General features: G+C 75.3%; 21 protein-coding genes, 1 pseudogene and 1 riboswitch. Of the genes and pseudogenes, 14 read left to right on the top strand and 8 right to left on the bottom strand.

Annotated features, from left to right (window positions below; all coding sequences use genetic code 11):
* Nucleotides 1–26: 26 nt before the first annotated feature.
* Nucleotides 27–944 carry a cation diffusion facilitator family transporter gene (locus V6V16_RS06095; RefSeq protein WP_334560254.1) on the top strand — a complete coding sequence of 306 codons (918 nt, stop codon included), beginning with the start codon at nt 27–29 and terminating at the stop codon, nt 942–944.
* Nucleotides 945–1,097: 153 nt separating this feature from the next.
* Nucleotides 1,098–1,229: riboswitch (cyclic di-AMP (ydaO/yuaA leader) on the top strand.
* 13 nt (nt 1,230–1,242) lie between these two features.
* Nucleotides 1,243–2,310 (top strand): coiled-coil domain-containing protein, encoded by a 1,068-nt coding sequence (locus tag V6V16_RS06090; RefSeq protein WP_334560502.1) that lies wholly within the window; start codon nt 1,243–1,245, stop codon nt 2,308–2,310.
* A 304-nt stretch (nt 2,311–2,614) separates the two neighbouring features.
* On the opposite strand, the gene V6V16_RS06085 is transcribed toward V6V16_RS06090, so the two are convergent.
* Nucleotides 2,615–3,091, bottom strand: coding sequence for a hypothetical protein (locus tag V6V16_RS06085; protein WP_334560499.1), 477 nt, complete (start codon nt 3,089–3,091; stop codon nt 2,615–2,617).
* A gap of 562 nt (nt 3,092–3,653) precedes the next feature.
* On the opposite strand from V6V16_RS06085, the gene V6V16_RS06080 reads away from it, so the two are divergent.
* The gene (locus V6V16_RS06080; protein ID WP_334560252.1) at nt 3,654–4,409 is read left to right on the top strand and encodes an SDR family oxidoreductase; all 756 of its coding nucleotides are present in this window, start codon (nt 3,654–3,656) and stop codon (nt 4,407–4,409) included.
* Between the two features lie 737 nt (nt 4,410–5,146).
* On the opposite strand, the gene V6V16_RS06075 is transcribed toward V6V16_RS06080, so the two are convergent.
* Nucleotides 5,147–5,593 (bottom strand): SRPBCC family protein, encoded by a 447-nt coding sequence (locus tag V6V16_RS06075; RefSeq protein WP_334560251.1) that lies wholly within the window; start codon nt 5,591–5,593, stop codon nt 5,147–5,149.
* 176 nt (nt 5,594–5,769) lie between these two features.
* Here V6V16_RS06075 and V6V16_RS06070 point away from each other — a divergent pair, with 176 nt between their 5' ends.
* A complete protein-coding gene (locus V6V16_RS06070) occupies nt 5,770–6,747 on the top strand; it encodes a 1-phosphofructokinase family hexose kinase (RefSeq protein ID WP_334560249.1) in 978 nt (325 codons plus the stop codon).
* Entirely contained in the window at nt 6,744–7,571 is an 828-nt protein-coding gene (gene surE / locus V6V16_RS06065; protein ID WP_334560247.1) for a 5'/3'-nucleotidase SurE, read from the top strand. Before V6V16_RS06070 ends, surE begins: the two co-directional genes overlap by 4 nt.
* Before the next feature lie 88 nt (nt 7,572–7,659).
* On the opposite strand, the gene V6V16_RS06060 is transcribed toward surE, so the two are convergent.
* Nucleotides 7,660–8,022 (bottom strand): STAS domain-containing protein, encoded by a 363-nt coding sequence (locus V6V16_RS06060; protein WP_088998998.1) that lies wholly within the window; start codon nt 8,020–8,022, stop codon nt 7,660–7,662.
* Between the two features lie 332 nt (nt 8,023–8,354).
* On the opposite strand from V6V16_RS06060, the gene V6V16_RS06055 reads away from it, so the two are divergent.
* Together V6V16_RS06055 and V6V16_RS06050 are read left to right on the top strand one after the other, a co-directional pair.
* Nucleotides 8,355–8,498, top strand: a complete 144-nt coding sequence (locus tag V6V16_RS06055) for a hypothetical protein (protein ID WP_334560244.1) — start codon at nt 8,355–8,357, stop codon at nt 8,496–8,498.
* 123 nt (nt 8,499–8,621) lie between these two features.
* Nucleotides 8,622–9,029: a hypothetical protein gene (locus V6V16_RS06050; RefSeq protein WP_334560243.1), complete on the top strand. Its 408-nt coding sequence runs from the start codon at nt 8,622–8,624 to the stop codon at nt 9,027–9,029.
* Nucleotides 9,030–9,132: 103 nt separating this feature from the next.
* Here the strand turns inward: V6V16_RS06050 and V6V16_RS06045 are convergent, their stop codons facing one another.
* Complete coding sequence (locus tag V6V16_RS06045) at nt 9,133–9,771, bottom strand: maleylpyruvate isomerase N-terminal domain-containing protein (RefSeq protein WP_334560240.1); 639 nt, start codon at nt 9,769–9,771, stop codon at nt 9,133–9,135.
* A gap of 175 nt (nt 9,772–9,946) precedes the next feature.
* A complete protein-coding gene (locus tag V6V16_RS06040; protein ID WP_334560239.1) occupies nt 9,947–12,658 on the bottom strand; it encodes a cellulose binding domain-containing protein in 2,712 nt (903 codons plus the stop codon).
* Between the two features lie 278 nt (nt 12,659–12,936).
* Between V6V16_RS06040 and V6V16_RS06035 the strand changes: the two genes are divergently transcribed.
* Together V6V16_RS06035 and V6V16_RS06030 are read left to right on the top strand one after the other, a co-directional pair.
* Nucleotides 12,937–13,623, top strand: a complete 687-nt coding sequence (locus V6V16_RS06035; protein ID WP_334560237.1) for a BON domain-containing protein — start codon at nt 12,937–12,939, stop codon at nt 13,621–13,623.
* A gap of 183 nt (nt 13,624–13,806) precedes the next feature.
* Nucleotides 13,807–14,355, top strand: a complete 549-nt coding sequence (locus V6V16_RS06030) for a DsbA family protein (RefSeq protein ID WP_334560234.1) — start codon at nt 13,807–13,809, stop codon at nt 14,353–14,355.
* A 78-nt stretch (nt 14,356–14,433) separates the two neighbouring features.
* Here the strand turns inward: V6V16_RS06030 and V6V16_RS06025 are convergent, their stop codons facing one another.
* Nucleotides 14,434–17,271 carry a helix-turn-helix transcriptional regulator gene (locus tag V6V16_RS06025; protein WP_334560231.1) on the bottom strand — a complete coding sequence of 946 codons (2,838 nt, stop codon included), beginning with the start codon at nt 17,269–17,271 and terminating at the stop codon, nt 14,434–14,436.
* A gap of 203 nt (nt 17,272–17,474) precedes the next feature.
* Here V6V16_RS06025 and V6V16_RS06020 point away from each other — a divergent pair, with 203 nt between their 5' ends.
* The 5 genes from V6V16_RS06020 to serS all read left to right on the top strand — a co-directional run bounded on the left by V6V16_RS06020 (nt 17,475) and on the right by serS (nt 22,893).
* On the top strand, nt 17,475–17,921 hold the full coding sequence (locus tag V6V16_RS06020; protein WP_334560228.1) for a hypothetical protein: 447 nt from the start codon (nt 17,475–17,477) through the stop codon (nt 17,919–17,921).
* Nucleotides 17,918–19,087, top strand: coding sequence for an alcohol dehydrogenase catalytic domain-containing protein (locus tag V6V16_RS06015; RefSeq protein ID WP_334560225.1), 1,170 nt, complete (start codon nt 17,918–17,920; stop codon nt 19,085–19,087). The genes V6V16_RS06020 and V6V16_RS06015 overlap by 4 nt, the downstream gene beginning before the upstream one ends.
* 44 nt (nt 19,088–19,131) lie before the next feature.
* Nucleotides 19,132–20,313, top strand: a complete 1,182-nt coding sequence (locus tag V6V16_RS06010; RefSeq protein ID WP_334560223.1) for a saccharopine dehydrogenase family protein — start codon at nt 19,132–19,134, stop codon at nt 20,311–20,313.
* 68 nt (nt 20,314–20,381) lie between these two features.
* On the top strand, nt 20,382–21,458 hold the full coding sequence (locus V6V16_RS06005) for a DNA polymerase III subunit beta family protein (protein WP_334560496.1): 1,077 nt from the start codon (nt 20,382–20,384) through the stop codon (nt 21,456–21,458).
* 151 nt (nt 21,459–21,609) lie between these two features.
* Nucleotides 21,610–22,893, top strand: coding sequence for a serine--tRNA ligase (gene serS / locus V6V16_RS06000; RefSeq protein ID WP_334560221.1), 1,284 nt, complete (start codon nt 21,610–21,612; stop codon nt 22,891–22,893).
* A 193-nt stretch (nt 22,894–23,086) separates the two neighbouring features.
* Here serS and V6V16_RS05995 read toward each other — a convergent pair whose 3' ends face one another.
* Together V6V16_RS05995 and V6V16_RS05990 are read right to left on the bottom strand one after the other, a co-directional pair.
* Nucleotides 23,087–24,550: an NADH-ubiquinone oxidoreductase-F iron-sulfur binding region domain-containing protein gene (locus V6V16_RS05995; RefSeq protein WP_334560219.1), complete on the bottom strand. Its 1,464-nt coding sequence runs from the start codon at nt 24,548–24,550 to the stop codon at nt 23,087–23,089.
* Nucleotides 24,547–25,007: pseudogene (locus tag V6V16_RS05990) on the bottom strand (hypothetical protein); the annotation flags it as partial. The gene V6V16_RS05995 and the pseudogene V6V16_RS05990, both read right to left, overlap by 4 nt.

Below are 25,007 nucleotides of genomic sequence, written 5' to 3'. Positions count from 1 at the left end.
CGGGACGCCTGGACGGGGGGTGGCGCGTGGGCGCTGGTCATGACCACCATCACGGCTCGGTGGCGAACGCCGCACACCGCCACCGGGGTCGACTCTGGGCCGCCTTCGGGCTGCTCGCCGGCCTGATGGTGGTGGAGGCGGTCGCGGCCTTCCGCACCGGCTCGCTGGCCCTGCTGAGCGACGCCGGGCACATGTTCACCGACGTGCTCGGCATCGGCATGGCGCTCGCGGCGATCGCCGCCACCCGCCGGGCGGGGGCGGACCCGCAGCGCACCTTCGGCCTCTACCGGCTGGAGGTGCTCGCCGCGCTGGCCAACGCCGTGCTGCTCTCCGGCGTCGCGGTCTACGTCGTCATCGAGGCGGTACGCCGCTTCGGCGACCCGCCGGAGGTGCTCGCCGGCCCGATGCTCGCGGTCGCGGTGCTCGGCCTGCTCGCCAACGTCGGCGCCTTCGCGCTGCTGCGCTCCGGGGCGCAGGAGAGCATCAACGTCCAGGGCGCGTACCTGGAGGTGCTGGCCGACCTCCTGGGCTCACTCGGCGTGATCGGGGCGGCCCTGCTGATCACCGTCACCGACTGGTGGTGGGCCGACCCGCTGGTGGCGGTCGCGATCGGGGTGTTCATCCTGCCGCGCACCTGGCGACTCGGGCGGGCCGCGCTGCGCATCCTGGTGCAGGCCGCTCCGGAGCACCTCCAGGTCACCGCGGTGCACGACAGGCTGGCCGCCGTGCCCGGCGTCGCCGAGGTGCACGACCTGCACGTCTGGACGCTGACCTCCGGGATGGAGGTGGCCTCGGCGCACCTGACCATGGCGCCCGACGCGGAGGTCGGCGCGGTGCTCGGCGCCGCCCGCGCGGCGCTGCACGAGGACTTCAGGATCGAGCACGCCACGTTGCAGATCGAGCCGGGAGCGTCCACCGGGGCCTGCGGGGCGGTTGAGTGGTAATGAGCTGCGCCTTAATTCTGAGATGATATTGTCGCGCTATGCCGGATTTGACCGTGTGTGGACGCGCACCGTCAGTCACCTCCGCTGCGCCAGTCACAGCGGCACCGGTAGGCTCGGCTTCGGCCTCCGCCAGGCGGCACCCACCGGTGCCGGCGGTGGCCGCCGCCTAATCGCCCGACGGGGCGAACCGGGGAACCATGTTCGTGGGGTGCATCCGCGTCAGCGGTAGGGATCTTCCGTCCCGAACCCGTCAGCTAACCCGGTCGGCGGCTGACGGAAGGACACGTGTATGCCAGTGATGGCACCTGTACGACGACGTGCCGCCCGCGTGGCGGCCCTGATCGCCACGGCGCTCGCCCTCGGCACCGCGGTGGCACCGGTCACCGCCGCCCCGGCGGCCGCGGCCCGCGCCGGCCTGCTCGCCGCGGCACCCGGGCAGGACGAGGAGGGCGGCACCCCCGCCCTGCGCGCGCAGCTGGAGGCCGCCAGCAAGGGCTACCTGGACGCCAAGCGCGCCCTGGAGACGTCGGTCAAGCGGCAGCAGCAGCTCGCCGCCCAGCTGAAGACGAACGAGGCCGAGCTGACCGAGCGCGCCGCGAAGGTCGGGGAGATCGCCGGGGTCGCGTACCGCACCGGCCGGCTCGGCGTCGCCTCCGCCCTACTCAACAGCAACTCACCCGACGGCTTCATGGACCGGGCCGCCGCCCTCGACGCGGTGGCCGCCAACGAGGACCGCGCCCTGCGCGAACTCCAGGGGACGCGCGACGAGGCGGCCCGCACCAAGCTGGCCCTGGACGGCGAGATCCGGGAACAGCGCAAGCAGGTCACCGTGATGGCCAAGCGCAAGGAACAGGCCGAACGGGCGCTGACGGTCGCCAACCGCAAGCAGCAGTCCGCCGCTGGGGGCGGCTCCCCCGGCGGCACCTCGAACAAGACGGCGAAGGCGGCACCGCGCAACTCCGACGGCTCCTGGCCCTCCGAGTCGTGCAGCGTCAACGACCCCACCCCCGCCAACGGCTGCATCACCCCCCGCACCCTGCACGCGCTCAACCAGGCCAAGGCGGCGGGCTTCACCCGGTACGTCTCCTGCTACCGCCCGGGCGGCTCGGGCGAGCATCCGAAGGGTCGGGCCTGCGACTTCGCGGCCCAGAAGGGCGGCTTCGGCGGCGACGCCAGCGGCGGCGACCGGACGTACGGAAACAACCTAGCGGCGTACTTCGTACGCAACGCCGACCGGCTCGCCGTGCTCTACGTGATCTGGTACCGCCAGATCTGGCTGCCCAGCAGCGGGTGGAAGTCGTACAGCGGGGCCAACGGCGACCCGTCCAGCGACCACACCAACCACGTCCATCTCTCGGTCTACTGATCCTGCAACGGCAGTTCGTCAGGGGTGGCCGCGTCGTCGGTAGTGGCAGGTTCGGGCTTGGTGTCGGCGTCGTCTGCGCCGTCGGGACCAAGCCCGGACGCGTTCTGGTGGGTGGGTTGATCGCACTACGAGTGCGGTGAGCAGTCTTCGGATCTCGGGTACGGGTATGACCGATGATCATGTCGTCGCCGGGACTGGTTCTCCTTCTGTGGTCACGGATCGGGCGACGGAGAGCCAGGCGTGGCGGCCATGGACGAGGACGTGGTCTTCGAGGCGTGGTCGCGGCTCGTCGCGGCGGTCCGGCTCACGTCTTCTCGGCGTGGGGATCGGACGTACCACCGCGCGTGCGATCGGGAAACAGCAGCAGGATCGAGAGCACCAGGACGCCACCAAGGCCGAGCACATGGCCGATTTTGTCGACCATGGGGAACATCTGCAGGTGCAACATGTGCCACAGGAAATGCTCGGCACTGAAGATCAGCCAGGCGCCACCGGCCATGTGCATCGCGGCGACAGTGGGGCGGCGGAATGCATAGACGCTGAGCACCAGCAGGGCGAGATAGAGGCCGCCGACGTCTCGGATGAGATGTTCGGAGTATGGCCCGAGGGTCGACACCCAACGGCGTCCCGGCAGGGGGAAGTCGTTGTAGAAGGACACCGGCAACACCGCCGCCCAGACGCCCACGAACGCGGCGGAAATCGCGAGTACCGCGACGACGAGCTGTTTCGTCTTCAGGGTCATGTCCTTAAGACGAGCGAGACCGGGATATGTGACGGTCATGCTCACCCAGTGAACGTCACGGGCTGCGGCGCGTGGAAGCCGGTCCGCCGGGAGCTGATGCCGTCGGACCTGGGAGGTGCTCGCGTTCCAAGCGACGAGACAGCACGCCGGTGCGGTGCGCCAAGAGGTGACAGCGGTCCCGCACCACGCAGGGCCGACGTCGGCCTGATCGACGTGCTGCTCCACCCCGGTGGGTGAGGCGCGCATCGGCTCGTCGGGGTGGAGCCGCACCTGGAATGGATGCCCGCCCTGCGTGCGGAGATCCCGCTGTTGACGACGGTGTGCACCGGCTCGCTGTGCGCACCGCCGTCGGCCGGCCTACTGGCGGGGCGTCCGGCGGCCAAGCTTTGGCGGTCGCTCGGCAAGCTCGCCGCGCTCGACCCGCGCATCGAGGTGCTCCCCGGGCGAGCAGCGGGTGGGATAACGCGGCCACGTCGACATCCAGGGACCGCGGTAATCCTCATCAAACTCTTTCGGCAATTGTCCTGCATCTGCGCAGGGCTTCCGTCTTACTGTGGTTGGCAGAACGACTCGACCAGGGCAGACGGGGAGTGGCTCGACCATGAAGATCGTCGTCATCGGCGGCAGCGGGCTCATCGGCTCCAAGCTCGTGGAGAGCCTCGCTGCCCAGGGTCACGAGGCGGTGCCGGCGTCGCCGAAGACCGGCGTGAACACACTGACCGGCGACGGAGTGGCGGAGGTGCTCGACGGCGCCGACGCCGTCGTCGACGTGACGAACTCGCCGTCGCTCGAGGGCGCCGCCGCACTGGAGTTCTTCGAGACGTCCACCCGGAACCTCCTCGCCGCCGCCGCGGACGCCGGGGTGGGTCACTACGTGGCGCTCTCCATCGTGGGTGCCGACCGGCTTCCGGACAGCGGCTACATGCGGGCAAAGGTCGCCCAGGAGAAGCTCGTCGCCGCGTCCGGGCTCCCGTATTCGCTGGTGCACGCCACCCAGTTCTTCGAGTTCATCCAGGGCATCATCGACGCCGCCACGGAGGGTGACACCGTGCACCTCACGCCGGTGCTCATCCAGCCGATGGCAGCGGACGACGTCGCGGCCGCGGTGGCCGAGGTCGTGGTCGGCGCGCCGACGAACGCCGCGGTCGAGGTCGGTGGCCCGGAGCAGTTCCGCCTCGACGAACTGGGACGATCCTTCCTGGCGGCGAAGCAGGACCCTCGTTCGGTGGTGGGTAGCTCCGACGCTCGGTATTTCGGTACCACGCTGGAAGAACGCTCGCTCCTGCCCGCCGACGGCGCCCGCACCGCTGGTACGCGCCTCGATGACTGGCGAACGCGGGCGACCCACGGAAAGTGAGTTGGCGCGCTACGTGGGTGGGACGGGCGGGTCCGCCCGCCCACCGCGGCGCTGCACCAAATCCCGCACCGCCTCGGTGAACGGCTCCGCTGATTCGTCCGGGCAGTGCCTGTTATTCGGCGGGTCAGCTCCGGTATGGCTCGTTCGGAGTAGCGGGGTGGTGCGAACGGGTGGGCGGCCCGAGGCAGAACCGGGCCCGGAAGATCGCGTCACGCACTTGCCGCGGTCGAGGTCCGCCCCCCGCCGGCGGGTCGGGGAAGTCGCGCGCGACCATCGCCGCAGGAGCGCGGCGCCGACTGCGGCGGGATCGGAGAATGAGCAGGCCGCGACGATCAGCGTGATCAGCAACCCGCGAAGGGAGCCGTAGATCACCCATGTGCATGCCCGGGCAGGACCGGTGGCCACGGCAGCGCGGGCAGGCCCTTCCACCCGTCACCAAGTTCCTTGCTTGGGCGACGAAGACGACACCGTCCGGGTGCCGGTACGCCGCCCACACTGCCGCACCCGCCGCCACGGCTCCGACCGGCGGAACCAACCCCCGCCCCACTCCCGCCCCCGCGCCCCCGCGCCTCCTCCCTCCCGCGCCTCCTCCCTCCCGCCCCTCCGCCCCCGCTCCACCCGCGATCTTGCACTTTGCGCCCACGCAAACAGCCACATGACGCCCAGCAGAAGGGCCGAAACCGCAAGATCGGCGGGCTGAGGGGGAGGGGGCCCGGAGGGTGGGGGTGGGGTGAGGGCTAGTGGGTTGTGAGGGCGGGGCCCAGGCGGGCCGCCAGCCCGAGGTGGGCGGCGCGGGCCTGGCGGAACGCGTAGCCGAAGAGCGGCGCGGGCGCGGCCAGGGTGATCTCCACGTCGATGCGGACCACGCCGTCCGGCTCCGCCCGCAGCCGGGTGTGGTTGCGTACCGTCGTCGCCGGCCACTGCCGCGCGACGGTGACGATCTCGTCCGGCTCCTCGACGAGGACGTCGGCGCGGTAGGTGACCGGCAGCCGCACCGGGCCGGCGGTCAGCCGGTCGGTGATCAGGTAGCTGGCGCGCGCGCCGGGCCGGGGCGGCACCCGACGGACCCGGACGATCAGGGGGTGCAGTTCCCCCTGCCTGGTCAGGTCGGCGAGCAGGGCGGCGGCCTCCGCGACGGAGCAGCGCGCCTGGACGGTGTAGCTGAACGAATCCCGCCTGAGCACCCGGTCTCCCACCGTCGATGGTCGCCCGATCGTCGCGCATGGCGGGCCCGCTGGCAACGCCGCGCCGATCCCGCCCGGAGTCCGGACGATCGGCCGCCACCGCCACTACGGTCTGTTGATGGATGGTCGCGCGACGTGTCGATCGGCGGAGGGTGGCGCATGAACGGGTACGACGGATGAGCGGGCACGTGATGGTCTTCGCGCCGACGCCCCGGCTGACGGTGACGATCGACCAGCCCAGCGAGGCGCCGGAGCTGCACCTGCATCCCGGCGGCCAGGGCGTGTGGCAGGCCCGGATGGCGCTCTCGCTCGGGGTCGACGTGGTGCTCTGCACCGCCCTCGGCGGCGAGATCGGCCAGGTGCTGGAGCCGCTGCTGGTCAGCGAGGGGGTGAACCTCAAGGTGGTGCTGCGCGACTCCGGCAGTGGTGGCTACGTGCACGACCGACGCGAGGGCTCCCGGCGGGAGATCGTCGACGTGCCCGGCCAGCCGCTCAGCCGGCACGAACTGGACGAGCTCTACAACCTGGCGCTCGGCGAGGGGCTGCGCGCGGCGGTCAGCGTGCTCAGCGGGCCCAACGAGCCGTCGCTGGTCCCGGCCGACCTCTACCGGCGCTTCGCCGCCGACCTAGGTGCCAACGGCAGCCGGGTGGTGGTCGACCTCTGCGGTGAGCACCTCGACGCGGTGCTGGACAGCGGCGTCTTCTTTCTCAAGGTCAGCCACGAGGAGCTGATCGCCGACGGCCGTGCCGAGGGCGCCGACGAGGAGCAGCTCACCCGGGCGTTGTACGACCTGCACGCCGGCGGCGCCGAGAACGTGGTGGTGAGCCGGGCCGACAAGCCGGCGCTGGCGCTGGTCGACGGCGAGGTCTTCGAGGTGGAGATGCCCCGGCTGGAGGCGGCCGACCCGCGCGGGGCCGGCGACTCGATGACCGCCGGGGTGGCGGCCGTGGTGGCGCGCGGCGGCGACGTGCGCACCGCGATCCGTACGGGCGCGGCGGCCGGTGCGCTGAACGTGACCCGGCACGGCCTGGGCACCGGTCGGATCGATTCGATCACCGGCCTGGTGGACCGGGTGCGCCTCGTGCCGGCCGGCGGCCGGCCGCAGGAGCGGACCACCCCGGACGAGCTGGCCGACCGGGCGGCCGAGCGATGACGCTGCGGGTGCTGGTCACCAACGACGACGGGATCGTGGCACCGGGCATCCAGGCGCTGGCACGGGCGGCGGCGGACCGGGGCCTGGACGTGGTCGTCGCCGCTCCGCTGGAGGAGGCGAGCGGCACCAGCGCCGCGATGACCGCCGTGGAGCGCGACGGGCACGTGGTCGTCCGCGAGCACCCGCTGCCGGACCTGCCGGAGGTGCCGGCGTTCGGGGTGGGGGGCTCCCCCGGCTTCATCGCGCTGATCGCGGTGCACGGCGCGTTCGGGCCCCCGCCGTCGGTGGTGCTCTCCGGCGTCAACCGGGGCGCCAACGCCGGGCGCGCGGTGCTGCACTCGGGCACCGTGGGCGCCGCCTTCACGGCCGCCGCGAACGGTTGCCGGGCGATGGCCGTCTCGCTCGACGTGCTCTCGGCCGGGGAGGCCACGGCCGCCAGCGGGGGTGCCGCGGTGGCGGCCGCCGCCCGCGTACGCGACGCCGAGCGGCACTGGGCGACGGCCGCCCGGGTCGCCCTGGACCTGCTGCCCCGGCTCACCGCGGGACCGGTGGAGAGCGTGCTGAACGTGAACGCGCCCGACGTGCCGCACGGGCGGCTGCGCGGGGTGCGGCGGGGCACCCTGGCCAGCTTCGGCCAGGTGCAGATGACCGTGGCGGAGGCCGGGCACGGCTTCGTCCGCACCTCGCTGGAGGAGCCGGGGCAGGCGGTGCAGCCGGGCACGGACCTGGCCCTGCTTGCCGCCGGGTACGCCTCGGTGACGGCCGTCCGCGCCGTCACCGAGGCGGCGGACATCGACCTGTCGGGGCTGGGCGACGACGACTGAACGCCGCACCGAGGGGTCGAGCGCCGGGGGCGGCGACCTGGCGCCCGCCGGCAGGACCTCGGGGCGACGGCTCGACGCCCGCCGCGGGTCAGGCGCCGGGAAGGACCTCGGGGGTGGGCGCGCCGGCGTAGTAGGGCTCGGGGGCACCGAAGAGGCCGAGCAGGCCGGTCACCCAGAGCTGCCGGTGCACGAACCGGCTCGGCTCGGTGACGACGAGCTTGACGCCGCTGACCTCGGCGGTCTGGAAGCCGGCGACCATCGCGCTGATGCCCACCGAGTCGATGAAGGTGACGAGCCGCATGTTGAGCTCGATCCGGCCGGGGCGCCCCTTGGTCAGGACCTCGGCGATCGCCTCACGCACCTCGTACGCGGTGTCTACGTCGATCTCGCCCCGCGGGGCGATCTCGATGACACCACCGGGCAGAACCGACTTCACGATCGACAGGCTCACGCGAGCACCTCCACTCGCCCGTCCGACGGGCGCCTCATCAGTACGCGGGCCGCGACCGAGAGTATTCCTCTCACGGCCTCGGTCGCCACCCCTCGGGGATGAGCAATTCGCGGATTAGGACACGGCAAACCGCCCCTGATCCGGACTATTTGTCTGTTATGCCAACGATCCAGCTGCCGCCGACGCGTCGACGCCCCAGGGTAGCCGGCCGTTGCCAGCGCCGCCCAGCAGCCGGCTCCCGGGCGTGGCCTTGTCCCGCTTACCGCCCCGGCCCTTGCCCGTCCTGCCTAGCATCGGTTCGGAGAAGAAGACTACGACCGGGAGGAAGATCGATGATCAGGAGACTTGCCGCGCTGGCCGGCGCCGGCGCGCTGTTGGCACTTCTGTTGGCCTGCGGGTTCGGCGGCGGCGGAGGCGATGACGACGACGATGACGACTTCGCGGGGAGCGTGAGCACGGCGGTCGCCCTGCGCTGAGGTCGGCCGGGTTTGCGGAACCGCCGGGCGGGGCACAGGCGGAAGGAGCGAGCCGTCACACGCCGGTGAGACGCCGAAGTCCGAAGTGGCCGTCGGCTTCGGCACCCGAGGAGGTAACCCACCATGTTCGCAAGCAACCTGCTGGACCGCCGCAACAAGCCCGAGCGGATCGCGGACCAGGCGTGGCAACAGATGCTCACGGCGGTCAGCTCCGCCGGTGACAGCGTCCGCGACACCGCCCGGTCGGCCCGCCGGGGCGGTTCCGGCCTCGCCGACGAGGCCGGTGACCTGGTGGGCAGCGCGGCGGAGGAGGCCCGCCGCCGGGCCACCCTGGCCTTCGACGCGCTCGCCGGCCGCCGGCCCGCGCTGCCGTGGACGCTGCTGATCGGCGCCGCGCTGGTCGGGGCCGCGATCGGCTGGGCCGCCGGCACCGCCGCGCGGGCCGCCGGCAGCCGAGGCGACCGGGCGATGGACGACATCGAGTTCGTCGACGTCGACCGCCCCAACTCCCCCGTCGGCCTCGACGGCTGACCCGCCGCCCGCTGACGACACGGGTCCCGGTCGCCCCGCCGCGGAGCGACCGGGACCCGCGTCGTTTCCTCGCCCACGGGCGAGGCGACGCGCCGCCCGCGCGTCAGAGGGCGGCGACGCTCGCCGGTGCCCGCTCGGCCCGGCTCAGCGCCCGCAGCACCGCCGGCTGGCCGTGCCGGCGTACGGCGAGGCGGGCCAGCAGCGCCAGCACCGGGTCGACCACCTCGTCCGGCAGCTGCGGGGTGGGCAGGCCGACGCTGACCGCGAGGTCGTCGGCGTGCACGACGAGCTCCATCAGCCGGGTGGTCAGGTAGTCGTCCAGGGTCAGGGAGTACGCGCCCCGCACCAGGTGCACCACCCGGCCGGGCGGCTGCGCCGGCAGCGCGTCGGTCAGCTCGCGCAGCGTGCCGGCGTACCGCTCGGTCAGGGCGACCGGACCGTCGGCGGCGAGGCCGTCCCCGGCGCGGCGGATGGCGACGTTCACCGTGGCCCCGACCGGGGCGCCGAGCCAGGAGCCCCGCGCGTAGTGCTCCAGCAGGTCGACCGGCTCGCCGTCGGGCACGGGCGCCGCCAGCACGGCGGGGACACCGAGCACCTGGCTGGCGAGGTGGCCGGCCAGACCCGCCACGCCGAACGCGGGCAGCGCGCTCGGTTCGTTCCACCGGGCCGCGACGGCGGGGTCGGCGAGCAGGTCCGCCGCGGAGCGCGCGGCGGTGAGATAGATCGTCCTGATCGGACTCACGGGAGATTCCCCCTTCGACGACGGGCGATCTCCTGAGCCTAGGGCCCGGTCCGCCGGGGTGCCGGACCCCTCAGGCGGGCCCCGGCGGACCGGAGTGCGATGCCGACCGGCCGCCCCGCGCGACCGCGCAGGTCAGCCCCCCGGGTCGGGGTGCGCGGTCGGCGGGGCGGGACGGTCAGCGGGCGGTGCAGGTGACGGTCGCCGGTGGGGCGTTCGCCCCGGTCGTGCTCGCCAGGAAGCCGGCGGTGGCGGTGGCGCCCGCCCCGAGGGCGCCGTTCCAGCCGGCGTCGCGGACGGAGACGGCCGCCCCGGTCTGGGTGTGCGTGCCGCCCCAGAGCTGGGTGATCTTCTGGCCGTCGGGGAAGGTCCAGCTCACCGTCCAGCCGGCGATCGCGGAGCTGCCGGCGTTGCGGACCACCAGTTCGCCCTGGAAGCCGCCCTGCCACGAGCCGGTCACCCGGTAGCTCGCGGCGCAGCCGCCGGTCGGCGGCGGGGTGCTGGGTGGCGGGGTGGTGGGCGGCGGAGTGGTCGGCGGCGGGGTCGTGGGCGGCGGGGTGGAGCCGGTCGGCGTCGGGTCGGGCGTGCCGCCGAGCCGGTCGGCCACCAGGATGCCCCGGCCGTTGGTGCCGAGGTAGACCCGGCCGTAGACGCGGGGGTCGCCGGTCAGGGCCTCGCCGGCGTTGCCGTACTGGTGCTGGTCGTCGTTGATCCGCACCCAGGTCGCGCCCGTGTCGTCCGACCGGTGCACGCCGGGCTGGCCGTCGACGGTGCCGAAGAGGTAGAGCGCCGGGTACGTCCGGCCCGGCGCGGCCCTGCCGAAGCCGACGTTGCCGGCGGTCTCCACTCCGGCCAGCCTGGTGAAGGTGGCCCCGGAGTCGGTGGAGCGCCACAGCCCGCCCTCGCCGGCCAGCCACAGTTCGCCCTCCCGGCCGGGCAACGCCTTGAACTTGACGTTGCCGGTGGCGGGCAGGCCGGTGGCGGCCGAGGCGGTGAAGCTCGCCCCGCCGTTGGTGCTGACGTAGAACCTGCCGCCGGCGAAGCCGTAGAACCTGTTCGGGTCCACCCGGTCGGACTCGATCGTCGCGTTGGCCGGGATGCCCGTCGAGGCGTTCCACGAGGTGCCGAATCCGACCGAGTGCACCACCTGCTGGCCGGCGTCGCCCGGCGCCCAGACGAAGCGGCTGCCGTCGGCGGACGCGGCGACCGTGCCGCCGCTGTTGACTCCCGACGGCTCGGTGCCCTGGAACCAGTTGGCCCCGCCGTCGGTGGAGAACGCGACGTGGCTGTCGTTGGGGCGGTCCGCGTCGGCGAAGTTGCCGGCGCGCACCATCACGGCCGGCTTCGTCTCGGCGTAGTCCAGGCTCGTGGTGCTGGTGAAGTTCGGCTGGGTGAACATCATCGGCGGTACGGCGTCCAGGTCGGTGTGCCGGAAGCCGCCGATGTCGCCGAGCGCGCTGACCAGTGGCGCCCCCGAGGGCGGGCTGACCAGGTCGAGCACCGCGGTCTCCTCCAGGCCCCTGACCATCGGCCTGATGGTGAACTGCCCGCCGGTGTCCCACTTGGTGAGGTCGGTGCTGCCGTAGATGGTGGCGCCGGTGCCGTACAGGAAGCGGTTGCTGTCGTGCGGGTCGATCTCGACGGACTCGTTCATCCAGCCGAGCTTCGGGGTCTCCTCGGGCGGGGACGGGTTGCTGCCGAAGGTCAGCCACGGCACGGAGCTGACGTCCATCGTGTAGCGCTTGGACCGGTTCGGGTAGCTGGTGAACTCCCAGATCCGGGTCCAGGTGGCGCCCCCGTCGGTGCTGCGCCAGAAGATCGCGTCCGGCCACCACGAGATCTGCGTGGCCACCATCAGGGTGTTCGGCTTCTGCCGGTCGATCGTCAGCCCGCTGTAGCCGAAGTAGGCGTCGGTGCTGGTGGACGGGATCGGGCTGATCCGCGTCCAGGCGCCGGTGGCACGGTCGAACTTCCAGACGTCGCCCTTGCCGCCGTCGTACGGGCCGCCGGTGTCGCTGGTGGCGATGTAGAGGAAGCCGCCCACCGGGTCGACGACGCCCTTGTGCGCCAGGTAGCCGGTCGGCTGCCCGGCGATCCGCTCCCAGCTCGCGCCGCCGTTCGTGCTGCGGTAGACCGGGTTCTCCTTGTCGGCCACGCCGACGTAGATGGTCTGCGTGGCGTTGCCGGCCGTGCCCGTGCTCTTGTCGAAGCTGACCCAGGTCAGGCCCTGGTTCTGGCCGTTGTAGCCGTTCGGGTCGCTCGGGTCGGCCCGGTAGTTGCCGACGTTGGGGAAGTTGGCCACCTTGGCCCAGGTCGCCCCGAAGTCGGTGCTGCGCCACAGGCCGTTGCCGCCCTCGGCGCCGAAGTAGAGGATGCTGTTCCGGTTGGGGTCGACCGCCAGCCGCTCGCCCATGCCCCGGCCCGGCATGTTCCCGCCGTTCTTGAACGGCAGCTCGGTGGCCTGCCAGGTGGCGCCCTTGTCGGTCGAGCGCAGGATCGCGCCGTTGTTCGGGTCCCAGTCGTTGGTGTACATGCCGACGGCCGCGTACACCCGGTGGGTCTGCACCGGGTCCGTGGCGACGCTCAGCACGCCGTTCCAGCCCCACCTGTCGGCGCCGACCCAGTCGAGCAGCGGCGTCCAGGACTGCCGGGCCTGCTCCCACCGGTACATGCCGCCGATGTCCGTGCGGGCGTAGATCAGGTTCTTCTCGGTGGGGTTGAAGACGATGCCGGGGACGAAGCCGCCGCCGTCGATGCGGACGTTCCTCCAGGCGTACGGCTCGGCCGCGGCGGCGGTGGGCGCGCCGGCCGCGGTGAACGGTGCCGCCACGACGACGGCGGCGGCGACGACCAGCGCGGACACGACCGCGCCGACGTAACTTCTCCGCATCTGCGGTTCCTTCCGGGTGGAGACGCCGGGGCGGCGCGGTGGCGGCCGCGCCCGGCAACGGGGACGTGCGGAATCGCACCGGAGCTGCCCTGGCTCCGGGGTCGGCGCGACGGCTCCCGCACCCGAGGAACGGGCTTACCCTAGCCCATCCCGGCCCGACGTGGAAGCGCTCCCAAGAGCCACCCGGGACGGGTGAGGCTCCCTCACCCCGGCCCGCGCCAGGATCGGTCCCGGCGGGCCCGCGCGCGCCGGGCAGCAATCCCGTGAGGAGTGTTGAGATGGCCATCGCGACGACCAGCCGTACCGACCGGGACATCCAGTCCGCCGTCCTCGACGAGCTGGGCTGGGAACCCCGGGTGCGGCCGAACGAGATCGGCGTGACCGTCGCCGAGGGCGTGGTGACGCTGACCGGCCGCGTGGACAGCTATGCCAAGAAGTGGGCCGCCGAGCGGGCGGCGCACCGGGTGGCGCGCGTCCGGGCGGTCGCCAACGACCTGGCGGTACGGCTCGGCACCGGCGCCGAACGCGCCGACCCGGACATCGCCGCCGCCGCCGGACACGCCCTGGAGTGGGACGCGTTCGTCCCGCTGGAGCGGCTCGACGTGACCGTCTCGAACGGTTGGGTGACGCTGCACGGCGAGGTGGACTGGGAGTACCAGCGCCGCGCCGCCGAACGCGCCGTCTCACGGCTCACCGGCGTACGCGGGGTGAGCAACGGCCTCACCGTGCGCCCCGGCGCCCGGGCGGACGGACACGCCCTGGCCGACCGGATCGTCGACGCGCTGGCCCGCAACCGGGCCACCGAGGCGGAGCGCATCACCGTCCGGGTGCACGGCGACACGGTGGTGCTCGGCGGACTGGTCCACTCGATGCCGGAACGGGCCGAGGTGGAACGCACCGTCTGGTGCGCACCGGGCATCCGCGAGGTGCAGAACCACATCGCGGTCGCCCCGGTGCTCGGCTGACCGCACTCGGGCGCGGACCACCCGGGCGGGGTGAGCCGTCCTCACCCCGCCGGCTGCGAACCTGGCGGACATGACTGATCCCAGGGGGTCGACCCGGCCCGGGCGCGGCGCGCCCGGACCCTGCCCGCCGGCCGCCCCGGCCGGGACCCGCCACGGCGCCCCGACGCCGGGGGTGACCGCCCGATGACCACCCCGCACCAGGTCACCGCCCGCCTGCGGACCCCGGTGACCGACGACGACCACGCCCGGGGGCCGGTGGACGCGCCGGTGACGATCGTCGAGTACGCCGACTTCCAGTGCCGCTTCTGTGGTGCCGCGTACGCGAACCTGCGGGAACTGCTGCGGCAGCGGTCCGAGACGGTACGACTGGTGTACCGGCACTTCCCGATCACCAACATGCACCCGCACGCGGAGCAGGCGGCCGAGACGAGCGAGGCGGCCGGGCTGCGCGGGCGGTTCTGGGACATGCACGACTGGATCTACGAACACCAGGACCAGCTCGACCCGGTGCACCTGTCGATGGGAGTCGAGCAGCTCGGCCTGCCCGCCGACGAGGTCGTCGCCGAGGTCGAGGGGCAGGCGCACGGCGACCGGGTGCGGCGGCACTTCGTGGGCGGGATCCGCAGCGGCGTGGACGCCACCCCGACCCTGTTCGTCAACGGCGCCCGCCTCGACGGCGGGTACGACCTGGCGGAGCTGTTGGCGGCGGTCGACGCCGCCGCCACCGCCTGACCGAGCGCCGGCCGGCTCCGCGTCCCGCCGCCTGACCGACGGCCGCCGGTCGGCGTTCCGGCGGCCGTCGGGCGCGGGTCAGATCAGGTGCAGGTCGCGGGCCCGGCGGACGGCGTCGCGGCGACGGGTGGCGTCGAGCTTGCGGTAGATGTTGCGCACGTGCGTCTTGACCGTGTTGACCGACAGCGACAGCTCGGCGGCGATCTCCACGTTCGACAGGATGCTCTGCAGGTAGCGCAGGATGGTCAGCTCCCGCTCGGTCAACGGCTCGTCCAGGGCCGCGCCCCGCTCGGCCGGGACCGGCTCGGCGGGCGCGTCGGCGCCCCGGACCAGGTCGCTGACCGTCGGCCAGTGCGCGGTGCCGGTGTCCAGATGGGCGGCGAGCAGGTCGCGGACGCCGGGCTCGGCGCGGGTGAACGCGCGCCGGAACCCCTCCGGCCCGGCCAGGTCCAGGGCCCGCTCCAGGAGCCGTCCCGCCCGCCGCTCGTCGCCCGACCGGCGCGCCAGCGCCGCGTCCAGCACGGCGGCGTCCAGGCGTACGGCCAGCGGCCAGCCGGCCGCCTCCGGCGCCTCCCAGTCCGGCAGCGCGTACCCGGCGGCCCGCGGGTCGCCGGCGCGCAGCTCCACCCGGGCCAGCGCGACCGCCAGCGGCGGGGCGGACCCGTCGCGTACCCGGTCGGCGAGCAGGTCCCGGGCGGCGCCCAGATCACCCCGGGTTGCGCGCACGTCCGCCTCGGCGGCCAGCAGCCACTGGGTCAGCTCCGCGGCCCGGGGGCGACCGGTCAGCCGCTCCCGCGCCTCGGTGAGCACCCGGTGCGCCCCGGGCAGCTCCCCGGCGTCTCGCAGCAACTGCCCCCGGCACAGCGCCGCCACCGCCCCCACCACGGGCTCTCCGGTGGCCGGCGTCGCGAGCGCCAGGTTCGCCCCCGCCTCCTCGGGCTGGTCCCGGTGCAGCGCGACCAGGGCCAGTGCCAGGTACGCGTGGGCGCAGTCCTCCCGGCAGGACCAGCCCTGGCAGGGCGGCGTGGCGAGGGCGTCCCGGGCCAGCGCCTCGGCGGCCCGCAGGCCGCCCCGCACGGCGTGCAGCAGCGCCCCCCGGCTGGCGCAGACCAGCTCCGTACGCGGCCGCCCGGCGGTGCGCGCCGCCGAGAGCGACCGCGCGAAGGCGAGCCCGGCGGCGGGCAGGTCCCCGTCGGCGAGGTCGACCAAACCCAGCGCCGTACCGGCCACCGCCCGCACGTCGGCGTCGTCGGCGGCGGCCCCCCGGGGCTCGGCCGGCGCCGGCACGGCGGGGGCGGTGCCGAGCAGCCGGGCCGCGGCGACGCGTACCGCCTCGGCGTCGCCGGACAGCCGGGCCAGGGTGAGTTCCAGCGCGGCGACCAGCCGCCGGAACCGGTCCCGGCGGGGCGCGGGCAGCGTCCGGGCGGCCTCGACCGCGCCGCGCAGCTGCCCGGCCGCGGCGGCGGCGTCGCCGACCCGGGCGCGCTCGGCGGCGCAGGCCAGCCCCAGCTCCGGGTCGCGGGCCACGGCCTGCGACGGCGGGGCCCCGGGCGTCGGGCCGACGGGCTCCGCCCGGTCGTACGGGGCCAGCTCCGGCCAGTGGGCCACGAGAAGGGCGACGGCCCGGCCGTGGTCCCCTCCGGCCAGCGCGTGCCGCAGCCCTTCGGCGGGCCGCCCGTTCCCGGCGTACCAGGCGGCCGCGCGCCGGTGCAGTTCCCTCAGCTCGTCGGCGGGGAGCCGGCCCAGCTCGGCGCGGAACAGGTCGGCCAGCAGCGGATGGCAGCGGTACCAGGGCGGGTCGCTGTCGTCGCGGCGGAGCAGTCCACCGTCACCGGCCAGCCCCGCGAGCGCCTGCTCGGCGTCGGCCCGGCCGCCGAGCGCGTCGGCCAGGCCGGCGCAGACCGCGTCGGCGACGGCGCCGCGGCGCAGCACGTCCCGCGCGTCCGGGTCCAGCCCGCCGAGCACCTCCTCGCGGAGGTAACCGGCCACGTCCGGCTGGTCGCCGCCGAACCGCTCGGCCCAGCGCGCCGGGTCGGGCGCAACGCGCAGCGCCAACGCGGCGAACCGGAGCACGGCCGGCCACCCGCCGGTGCGTTCCCCCAGCCGGCGTACCCCGGCCGTCGGCAGCGCCACGCCGTGCGCGGTCAGCAGGTCGGCGACCTCGTCGCCGGTGAAGGCCAGCTCGTCGGGGCCGATCTCGGTCAGCTCCCCGGCCAGCCGCAGCCGGTGCAGCGCCAGCGGCGTCCCGGCGCGGGCGCCGACCACCAGCCGCAGCCGGCGCTCGGCGTGGCGCAGCAGGAAGTCCAGCCCGGTCAGCGCCCCCGGGTCGGTGATCCGGTGCAGGTCGTCCACGACCAGCAGCACCGGCCGTTCCAGGGCGGCGAGGCCCGCGGCCAGCACCTCCAGCTGCTCGGGCCGGGGCGACCGGTCGGGCACGGGCGGTCCCGGCGCACCGCCGGCCGGCGCCACCAGCGTGCCCAGCGCCGCCGCCAGGTAGCACCAGAGCCGGTCGCCGTCGTCGCCGGCCTCGACCGAGACCCAGGCCGCGCGCGGCCCGCCCGGTTCCGCCGGGGGGCCGGCCGCCGCGCCGAAGTCGCCGGGGGCGGCACCGGCCGGCACCACCTCCCGGGGTCCCTCGGCCGCGGCCGTCACCGGTCCCTGCCCCGCCCGGCCCCGGTGCGCTCCCGCCTGGCCCGCCGCCCGGAACCAGGAGGCGAGCAGCGTCGTCTTGCCCCAGCCCGCCGGGGCCCGGACCAGGGTGACCGGCCCGGCCGTCCCCGCGTCCAGCGCCCGCAGCAGGCGTGGCCGCAGCAGCAGCGGCTCCGGCGGCGGCGCCGGGCTCAGCCGGGACGCCAGCAGCGGCGCACCGGCCGCCCCGCCGGCAGGCGCTCCCGTGTCCCGTACGTGCTCCGGCATCCGGCCCCACCCCCACGGACGCGTCCACTCCCCCAGGTCCTGCGGGCGGCGGTTACCCGGCCCGGGCCCGTTCACCCATTCGGGGGGAGCCGGCTTCACCCCGGCCCGGGTCACGCTGGTCGGACGCGGAGGACCGGCCGCGCAACCGTGCGCGTCCGACGCCGCGGGACGGGAGGCGGGCCGAGGTGGACACGGAGGCACGGGTGGGACGGATCGCGGGCGCGGCCGGGGCGGCGCTCACCCGCGCGGCCGGGGCGGTGACGCGCCGGGCGCCGGGCGTACGTCGGCGCCGTTCGGCCTGGCCCCGCGCGGCCGGCACCGATCCGCGGCCCGCCCGCTGGCAGGTCGTGACCGTCGACCGCGCGCCCGGCGAGGTGCTGCCCGATGGCCGCTGGCCGGAGCCGCTGCGCCGGCTCGGCAACGCCGTGCGGGTCGAGCTGCGGCCGGCGCCCGGCTGCCGGGGCACGGAGCTGGCCGCCCGCCCGCTGGCCGGCGCGGCCCCCACCGGGCTCGCCGCCCACCTGGTCGGCGACGACCCCGGCCTGCTGGTCCGCCGGGCGCTGTGGGAGGTCAAGCAGGCCGTCGAGGCCGGCGAGGTGCTGCGGGCGGACCGCTCCCCGGTCGACCGTCCGGCGGGGCCGCCGCGATGAGGGCGCTGTGCTGGGTGGGCGACGGCGAGCTGGCGGTACGGCAGGTACCCGACCCGGAGCTGCGCAACGGCCACGACGCCATCGTCCGGGTCCGGCAGAGCGCCACCTGCGGCGGGGACCTGCCGCTGCTGGCCGGGCGGGTGCCCTTCCTCGCCGTCGGTGACGTGCTCGGGCACGAGTTCCTCGGCGAGGTGGTCGAGGTCGGCCCGGAGGTACGCCGGCACCGGGTCGGCGACCGGGTGGTGGTCTGCTCCTCGGTGGCCTGCGGCGGCTGCTGGTACTGCCGGCGCGACCTCCCCTCCTGCTGCGACAACGGCAGCGCCGACCCGGCGGTCGCCGAGGCGGCCTGGGGCCACCCCACCGCCGGCGCGTTCGGCCGGCCCCGGGCGGCGGGCGGCTTCGCCGGCAGCCACGCCGAGTACGTCCGGGTGCCGTACGCGGACGTCGGCGCGTTCACCGTGCCGGAGCCGGTCAGCGACGACCGGGCGCTCTTCGCCTCGGACGCCGCGCCGGCCGGCTGGATGGGCGCGGACCTCGGCGAGGTGCGCCCCGGCGACGTGGTGGCGGTCTGGGGCGCCGGCGCCGTCGGGCAGCTCGCCGCGCGGGCCGCGGGGCTGCTCGGCGCCGACCGGGTGATCGTCATCGACGCCGAGGCCGACCGGCTGCGGATGGCCGAGCGGCACGCCGGCGCGGAGACGATCGACTACCGGCTCGCCGACGTCCCGGCCGAGCTGCGCGAGCGCACCGGCGGGCGGGGCCCGGACGTCTGCGTCGAGGCGGTGGGCAACGCGGACGCCCCACGCTCGCTCGCCGACCGGTTCGCCGGTGGCGCCGAGCGGCCGGCCGCCGTCCGCGAGGCGGTGCATGCCTGCCGCAAGGGCGGCTCGGTCTTCGTGCTCGGCGAGTTCACCGGCTTCGTCGACGCCTTCCCGCTCGGCGCGGTGACCAACAAGGGGCTGACCGTGCGGGGCGCGCGGCAGCACGGGCAGCGCTACATCCCGATGCTGCTGGAGCGGATGGCCCGCGACGAGCTGCGTACCGAGCACCTCGCCACCCACCGGCTGCCGCTGGAGCGGGGCGCCGAGGGGTACGCGCTGTTCCGGGACCGGGCCGACGGCTGCGTCCGCGCCGTGTTCAGCCCCGACGCCCCGCCGGCCGGCGGCTGAGGCGGAACACTGCGACGGGCCGTACCGGGTGGCAGACTCGGCGGATGCGTGAGCAACGGACGTACGACGTCGTCCTGTTCGGGGCCACCGGGTTCACCGGGGGCCTGACCGCCGAGTACCTGGCCCGCACCGCGCCGCCCGGTCTGCGCTGGGCGCTCGCGGGGCGCAACCCCGGCAAGCTGGCCGCCGTCCGGGACCGGCTGGCCGCGATCGACCCGGCGCTGGCCGGGCTGCCCCTGCTCACCGCCGACGTCACCGATCCAGGTTCGCTGCGGGCGGTGGCCGAGAGCGCCCGGGTGGTGGCCACCACCGTCGGCCCGTACGTGCACCAGGGCGAGCCGCTGGTCGCCGCCTGCGCCCGCGCCGGCACCGACTACCTGGACATCACCGGCGAACCGGAGTTCGTCGACCTGATGTACGTGCGCCACCACGCCGAGGCGGAGCGCACCGGGGCGCGGCTCGTGCACGCCTGCGGGTTCGACTCGATCCCGCACGACCTGGGCGTCTGGTTCACGCTCAAGCACCTTCCCGACGACGTGCCGCTCGCCGTCGACGGCTTCGTCCGGGCGGGCGGGCGGTTCTCCGCCGGCACGTACCACTCTGCGCTCACCGCGTTCTCCCGCACGGGCGAGGCCTCCCGGGCGGCGCGCGAGCGGCGGCAGGTCGAGCCGCGACCCGTCGGCCGGCGGGTGCGCGCGGTGCCGGGCCGGGTGGCCCGCTCGAAGGAGCTGGGCATGTGGATGGTGCCGCTGCCCACCATCGACCCGCAGGTGGTCCGCCGCTCGGCCGCCGCCCGCCCGGAGTACGGCCCCGACTTCCGTTACCGGCACTTCGCGGCCGTGAAGCGGCTGCCCACGGTGTTGGCGGGCGGAGTGGGGCTGGGCGGCCTGGTGGCCCTGGTGAAGCTTCCGCCGACCCGGCGCTGGCTGCTCGGCCGGCTCGCCTCCGGGCAGGGGCCGACGCCGCAGCAGCGGGCCAGGTCCTGGTTCCGCGTACGGTTCGTCGGCACCGGCGGCGGGCGGCGGGTGCTGACCGAGGTGGCCGGCGGCGACCCCGGCTACGACGAGACGGCGAAGATGCTCGCCGAGTCGGCGCTCTGCCTGGCCACCGACGAGCTGCCGGCCACCTCCGGGCAGGTCACGCCGGTCACGGCGATGGGCGACGCGCTGCTGGACCGGCTGGTACGGGCGGGGATGACCTTCCGGGTGCTGGACACGCCGCACTGAACGGGGTCGGCCGGCGGGTTGACCCTCGACCAGGGTGAGACGGCAGGATCACCGCCGTGGAGAGCGACCTGCGCAGCATCGGCGAGCTGGCCCGGGCCAGCGGGTTGACGGTGAGCGCCCTGCGGTTCTACGACTCCGCCGGGGTGCTGGCCCCGGCCCTGGTCGACCCGACGACCGGCTACCGCTGGTACACCGGCGACCAGGTGGCGCCCGCCCGGCTGGTGGCCGGGCTGCGCCGGGTCGGCATGCCGGTGGCCGAGATCGCCGCCGCGCTCCGGGTCGGGCCGGCACAGGTGCACCGCCTGCTGGACGCGCACCTGCGCCGGCTGGAGGACGGCCTCGCCGACGCCCGGCGTGAACTCTCCCGCATCCGCGACCTGATCGGCCCCGAGGGGCCCGCCGCGGCCACCCGGGTCGTGCTCTGCGGCGCCGACCTGGCCGCCGCCGTGGACGCGGTGCGCTTCGCGGTCGGCGCCGACCCCGACCTGCCGATGCTCGCCGGCGTGCTGCTCGACGTCGACGAAGACGGCGTACGGCTGGTGGCGACCGACCGGCACCGGCTGGCGGCGGCGCGGGCGGGGGGCCGGGTCGACGGGCCGGCGGCGCGGGTGCTCGCCCCGGTCGCCTTCGTCGACGAGGCGCGGGCCCTGCTCGGCGCCGGCGCGGGAGGCGCCGCCGAGGCGCGCCTGACGATGGACGCCGGCACGGTCTCGCTCTCCGTGGCCGGCCGTACGGTCCGCGCCGACGCCCTGCCGTACGACTTCCCGGACTACCGGCGACTGCCGGGGGCGACCCCCGGCAACCGGCCGGCGCACCGGCTGACGGTCGACGCCGAGGCCCTGCGGGCGGCCCTGACCAGCGCGGACGCCCCCGTCGTCAGCCGGCGGCACGACGGCGCCGAACTCGCGGTGACCGTGCTCGGCCCGGACGGTCGGGGCGGGGTGCGGCTGCTCGGGGCGGACGAGCTGAACGGGCGGGAGGACGCGTTCCGCGTCGGCGTCAACGGCGGGTACCTGCTCCAGGCCCTCGACGCCGCCGGCCCGGGTCAGCTGCTGCTGGAGCTGGACGGCCCGATCGCGCCGCTGGCCGTACGCCGGTCCGACGACGCCGACGCGTTCTCCGTCCTCATGCCGATCCGGCTCTAGCCCTCCGGAGGGCCCGCGGCCCGGGTGGCGGCGGACCCGGAGCGCGCGGTGCCCTCCGGCGGGCGTGGTGAGACCGGGCCGGGCCCGAGCGGGCCGCGACGGTAGCATCGGTGGGTCCACCAGACGTCCGGACGGAGGCGTACGGAGCAGCATGCTCGACATGGAGTTGATCCGGAAGGATCGCGAGGCGGTGGCGACCGCGCTGGCGAAGCGACTGGATCCCGCCGAGGTCAACCGGGCCCTGGACGAGATCCAGCGGCTCGACCAGGAACGCCGTGCCCTGATCAGCGCGATCGACGGCGAGCGGCAGCGCCGCAAGGCCGAGGCGCGGGCGTACGCGGCCGCGAAGCGCGCGGGCGCCGAGCCGGAGGTCTCCACGCCGGAGGCGGGCCGCAAGCAGCTCGCCGAGCTGGAGTCCGAGCTGGACGAGGTGCAGTCCCGGCTGCGCGCGGCGATGAGCGAGCTGCCCAACCTGCCCGCCGACGACGTCGTGCCGGGCGGCAAGGAGGCCAACCGGGTCGTCCGGGCCTTCGGCGAGCCCCCGGCGATCGAGAAGGTCCGCGACCACGTCGAGCTGAGCCGGATGCTGGGCCTCGTCGACCACGAGCGCGGCGTCAAGCTCGGCGGCTCCGGCTTCTGGATGTACACGGGCATGGGCGCCCGGCTGGAGTGGGCGCTGCTCAACTTCTTCGTCGACGAGCACATCCGGGCCGGCTACGAGTTCCTCCTCCCGCCGCACCTGCTGCTGGAGAGCGCCGGCTTCGCCGCCGGGCAGTTCCCCAAGTTCTACGACGACGTCTACCACCTGGACCGGGACTCCGCCCCGCGCGGGCAGTTCCTGCTGCCCACCTCGGAGACGGCGATCCTCGGGGCGTACCAGGACGAGATCCTGGAGACGGCCAAGCTGCCGCTTAAGGCGTTCGCCTACACGCCGTGCTACCGGCGCGAGGCGGCCGGGTCGCACTCCGACGAGCGGGGCACCGTCCGGGGCCACCAGTTCAACAAGGTGGAGATCTTCCAGTTCTGCCTGCCGGAGCAGGCCGACGCCGCGCTGGAGGAGATGCTCCTGCACGCCGAGAGCCTGGTCGAGAAGCTGGGCCTGCACTACCAGCGCACCCTGCTCTCGGCCGGCGACGCCAGCGCCTCGATGAAGAAGACTCTCGACATCGAGGTGTGGATGCCGAGCACCGGCAAGTACAAGGAGGTCTCCTCGGTCTCCTGGGCCGGCGACTACCAGGCCCGCCGGGCGGCCATCCGCTACCGGGAGCCGGGCGGCAAGCAGACCCGCTTCGTGCACACCCTGAACGGGTCGGCCCTGGCCACCAGCCGCCTCTTCCCGGCGATCCTGGAGCAGTTCCAGCAGCCCGACGGCTCGGTCCTGGTCCCCGAGGTCCTCCAGCCCCGCCTGGGCACCCCCCGCCTGACCCCCCGCTGACCCCCCGCTGCCCCCCGCTCCCCCTCCCTCTCCCCCACCCCACTCAGCCGGCGATCTTGCACTTTCCGCCCCGGCGAAGGCGACATCAGGGCGATGTCGAGGGCCGAGAGTGCAAGATCGCCGAGGCGAGGGCGGGGCGAGGCGGGCGAGGCGGGCGAGGCGGCGGGCGCGGGAGGGGCGGCGGGGGTGGGGGTTAGAGGGGGGTCAGGCGGAGGGCCAGTCCGGGGCAGGTTCTGACCGCCCTGCGGGCGCCCTCGCGTAGCCAGGTCGGCACCGGGGTGGGCGGGAAGGCGGGGTAACCGTTCGCGTCCAGCCGGATGAAGTCCGGCACCACGTGCGCGCAGAGCCCGTGCCCGTCGCAGCGGGACCAGTCCAGGGTCAGCCGCTGCGGGTTCTCCTCGGGCGCGCCGGGCAGGCCCGCCGATCCCCGGACCCGTCTGCCGCAGCCCTCCCCGGTGGTGTGCAGCCGCAGGTCTTCGGCGAAGACCTCCATCGCGGAGAGGGCGAACCGGGCCGTACCGTCGGGATGGCCGCACGCCCCTCGGCCCTTCACCTCGCCGGCGGCGGCCCGGACCACCTCGACGGGGGCGCTGCCGGCGACCGCCAGGTCGACGGCGCGGGCCAGGTCCGGCAGGCCCATCCGGCAGGGGCCGCACTGACCGGCGGACTCACCGGCCAGGTAGCGGACCACCTGCGCGGTCTCGCCGAGCGGGCAGGTGTCGGCGCCGAGCGGCACGACGATGCCCGCGCCCAGGGTGCCGCCGACCGCGGCGAGCCCCGCGCGGGAGATCTCGGCCCGCTCCGCCGCCTCCCGGGTGATCCACCTGCCGTGGTAACCGCCGGTCAGGACGCCTGGGCCGGCCGGCACCTCGCAGAGGTCGAGGATGTCCCGCAGGGCGGTGCCCGCCGCGCACTCCACCACCGCCGGGCGCTTCGCCGCGCCGGTGACGGTGAGCAACACGGTGCCCGGCTCGTCGTCGGTGCCGAGCGCCGCGTACTCGTACGGGCCGAGCCGGGCGGCGACGGCGAGCTGGGCGTACGTCTCGGCGTTGGAGAGCAGGGTGGGCAGGCCGGCGACCCCGGAGTCGCTGGAGCGCCGCTTGGTGCCCGGCGGGATGTGCGGCAGGCCGTTGATGCCGTTGACCAACGCACCACCCTCGCCGGAGATGAACCGGTGCGGCACGGTGACGACGCTGGTCGGCACCGGCGCGGGACGCTCCCGGAGCGCCCGGGTGAGAGAGTCCCGACCCACCCCGTCGTCGGCCACCGCGACGACGATCTCGTCGGCGTCGAGCGCGTACGCGGCCAGCGCGGCCCCGTCGAGTAGCAGGTGCGGGGCCCGGGTGAGCAGCACCTTGTCCTTCCAGCTGGCGGGCTCCCCCTCGGTGGCGTTGACCACCACCACCGCCGGGAGGTCCCGCCGCCCGCAGGACTCCAGCACGGCGCGGAGCTTGCGCGCGAACGGGAAGCCCGCGCCGCCCCTGCCCCGCAGCTGGACGTCCTCGGCGAGCCGGAGCAGGGCGGCCGGCTCCATCGGCCCGACCGGCCCGTGCACCTCCTCGTGGGCGGTCAGGTCGAGCCGGCCGAACTCGGCGAAGCCGGCGGTGAGCCGGGGTTCGCCGACACAGGCCACCGGCGGCAGGCTCGGGCGGGTCACTTCGCCTCACCCCGCAGCGCCGCCCAGTACGCCCCGTCGACGGCGTCCGCGGCGCGGCGGCGGCGACCGGAGCGCCCCTCGCCGGCCGCCCGGCGTGCCCGCCGGGACGCGAGGTCGGCCAGGGTCGGGGTGTCGTCGGCCGGCAGCGGGGCGTCCTCGGGGACGTACCGGGCGGGGGGCCGCCAGTAGTCCGGCTCGACGTCCGGCTCGTCCTCGGCGCTGTGCCGGCCGCCGCCGCTCGGCCCGACGCGGAGGGGCCCGATCGGGGCCGACCCGACCGCGACCGGTCCCACGGGGGCCGGGGCGGGTTCCCAACGCCCGGGGCTGTCCCAGGGCTCCTCGACCGCCGGGCGGCGGGCCGGCGCGGAGTAGCGGCCGGCCCCGTCCCGCCCGGCCCGGTCCCGGCGGGGCTCCCGCTCGGCGGAGCCGCGCCGGCCGGTCGGCTCCGCCTCCGCCG

Source organism: Micromonospora sp. CPCC 205561 (assembly GCF_036906775.1).
Classification (GTDB): Bacteria; Actinomycetota; Actinomycetes; order Mycobacteriales; family Micromonosporaceae; genus Micromonospora.
Note: the sequence above shows the minus strand (reverse complement) of the source record. Positions and strands in the feature narration are given on the sequence as shown.

Excerpts from the sequence above, each read along its gene's own strand:
- V6V16_RS06015 (WP_334560225.1), top strand. The coding sequence starts at position 17,918 with ATGAGGGCGCTGTGCTGGGTGGGCGACGGCGAGCTGGCGGTACGGCAG.
- V6V16_RS06035 (WP_334560237.1), top strand. The coding sequence starts at position 12,937 with ATGGCCATCGCGACGACCAGCCGTACCGACCGGGACATCCAGTCCGCC.
- V6V16_RS06055 (WP_334560244.1), top strand. The coding sequence starts at position 8,355 with ATGATCAGGAGACTTGCCGCGCTGGCCGGCGCCGGCGCGCTGTTGGCA.
- V6V16_RS06025 (WP_334560231.1), bottom strand. The coding sequence starts at position 17,271 with ATGCCGGAGCACGTACGGGACACGGGAGCGCCTGCCGGCGGGGCGGCC.
- surE (WP_334560247.1), top strand. The coding sequence starts at position 6,744 with ATGACGCTGCGGGTGCTGGTCACCAACGACGACGGGATCGTGGCACCG.
- V6V16_RS06070 (WP_334560249.1), top strand. The coding sequence starts at position 5,770 with ATGAGCGGGCACGTGATGGTCTTCGCGCCGACGCCCCGGCTGACGGTG.
- V6V16_RS06080 (WP_334560252.1), top strand. The coding sequence starts at position 3,654 with ATGAAGATCGTCGTCATCGGCGGCAGCGGGCTCATCGGCTCCAAGCTC.
- serS (WP_334560221.1), top strand. The coding sequence starts at position 21,610 with ATGCTCGACATGGAGTTGATCCGGAAGGATCGCGAGGCGGTGGCGACC.
- V6V16_RS06050 (WP_334560243.1), top strand. The coding sequence starts at position 8,622 with ATGTTCGCAAGCAACCTGCTGGACCGCCGCAACAAGCCCGAGCGGATC.
- V6V16_RS06030 (WP_334560234.1), top strand. The coding sequence starts at position 13,807 with ATGACCACCCCGCACCAGGTCACCGCCCGCCTGCGGACCCCGGTGACC.
- V6V16_RS06090 (WP_334560502.1), top strand. The coding sequence starts at position 1,243 with ATGGCACCTGTACGACGACGTGCCGCCCGCGTGGCGGCCCTGATCGCC.
- V6V16_RS06040 (WP_334560239.1), bottom strand. The coding sequence starts at position 12,658 with ATGCGGAGAAGTTACGTCGGCGCGGTCGTGTCCGCGCTGGTCGTCGCC.
- V6V16_RS06085 (WP_334560499.1), bottom strand. The coding sequence starts at position 3,091 with ATGACCGTCACATATCCCGGTCTCGCTCGTCTTAAGGACATGACCCTG.
- V6V16_RS06010 (WP_334560223.1), top strand. The coding sequence starts at position 19,132 with ATGCGTGAGCAACGGACGTACGACGTCGTCCTGTTCGGGGCCACCGGG.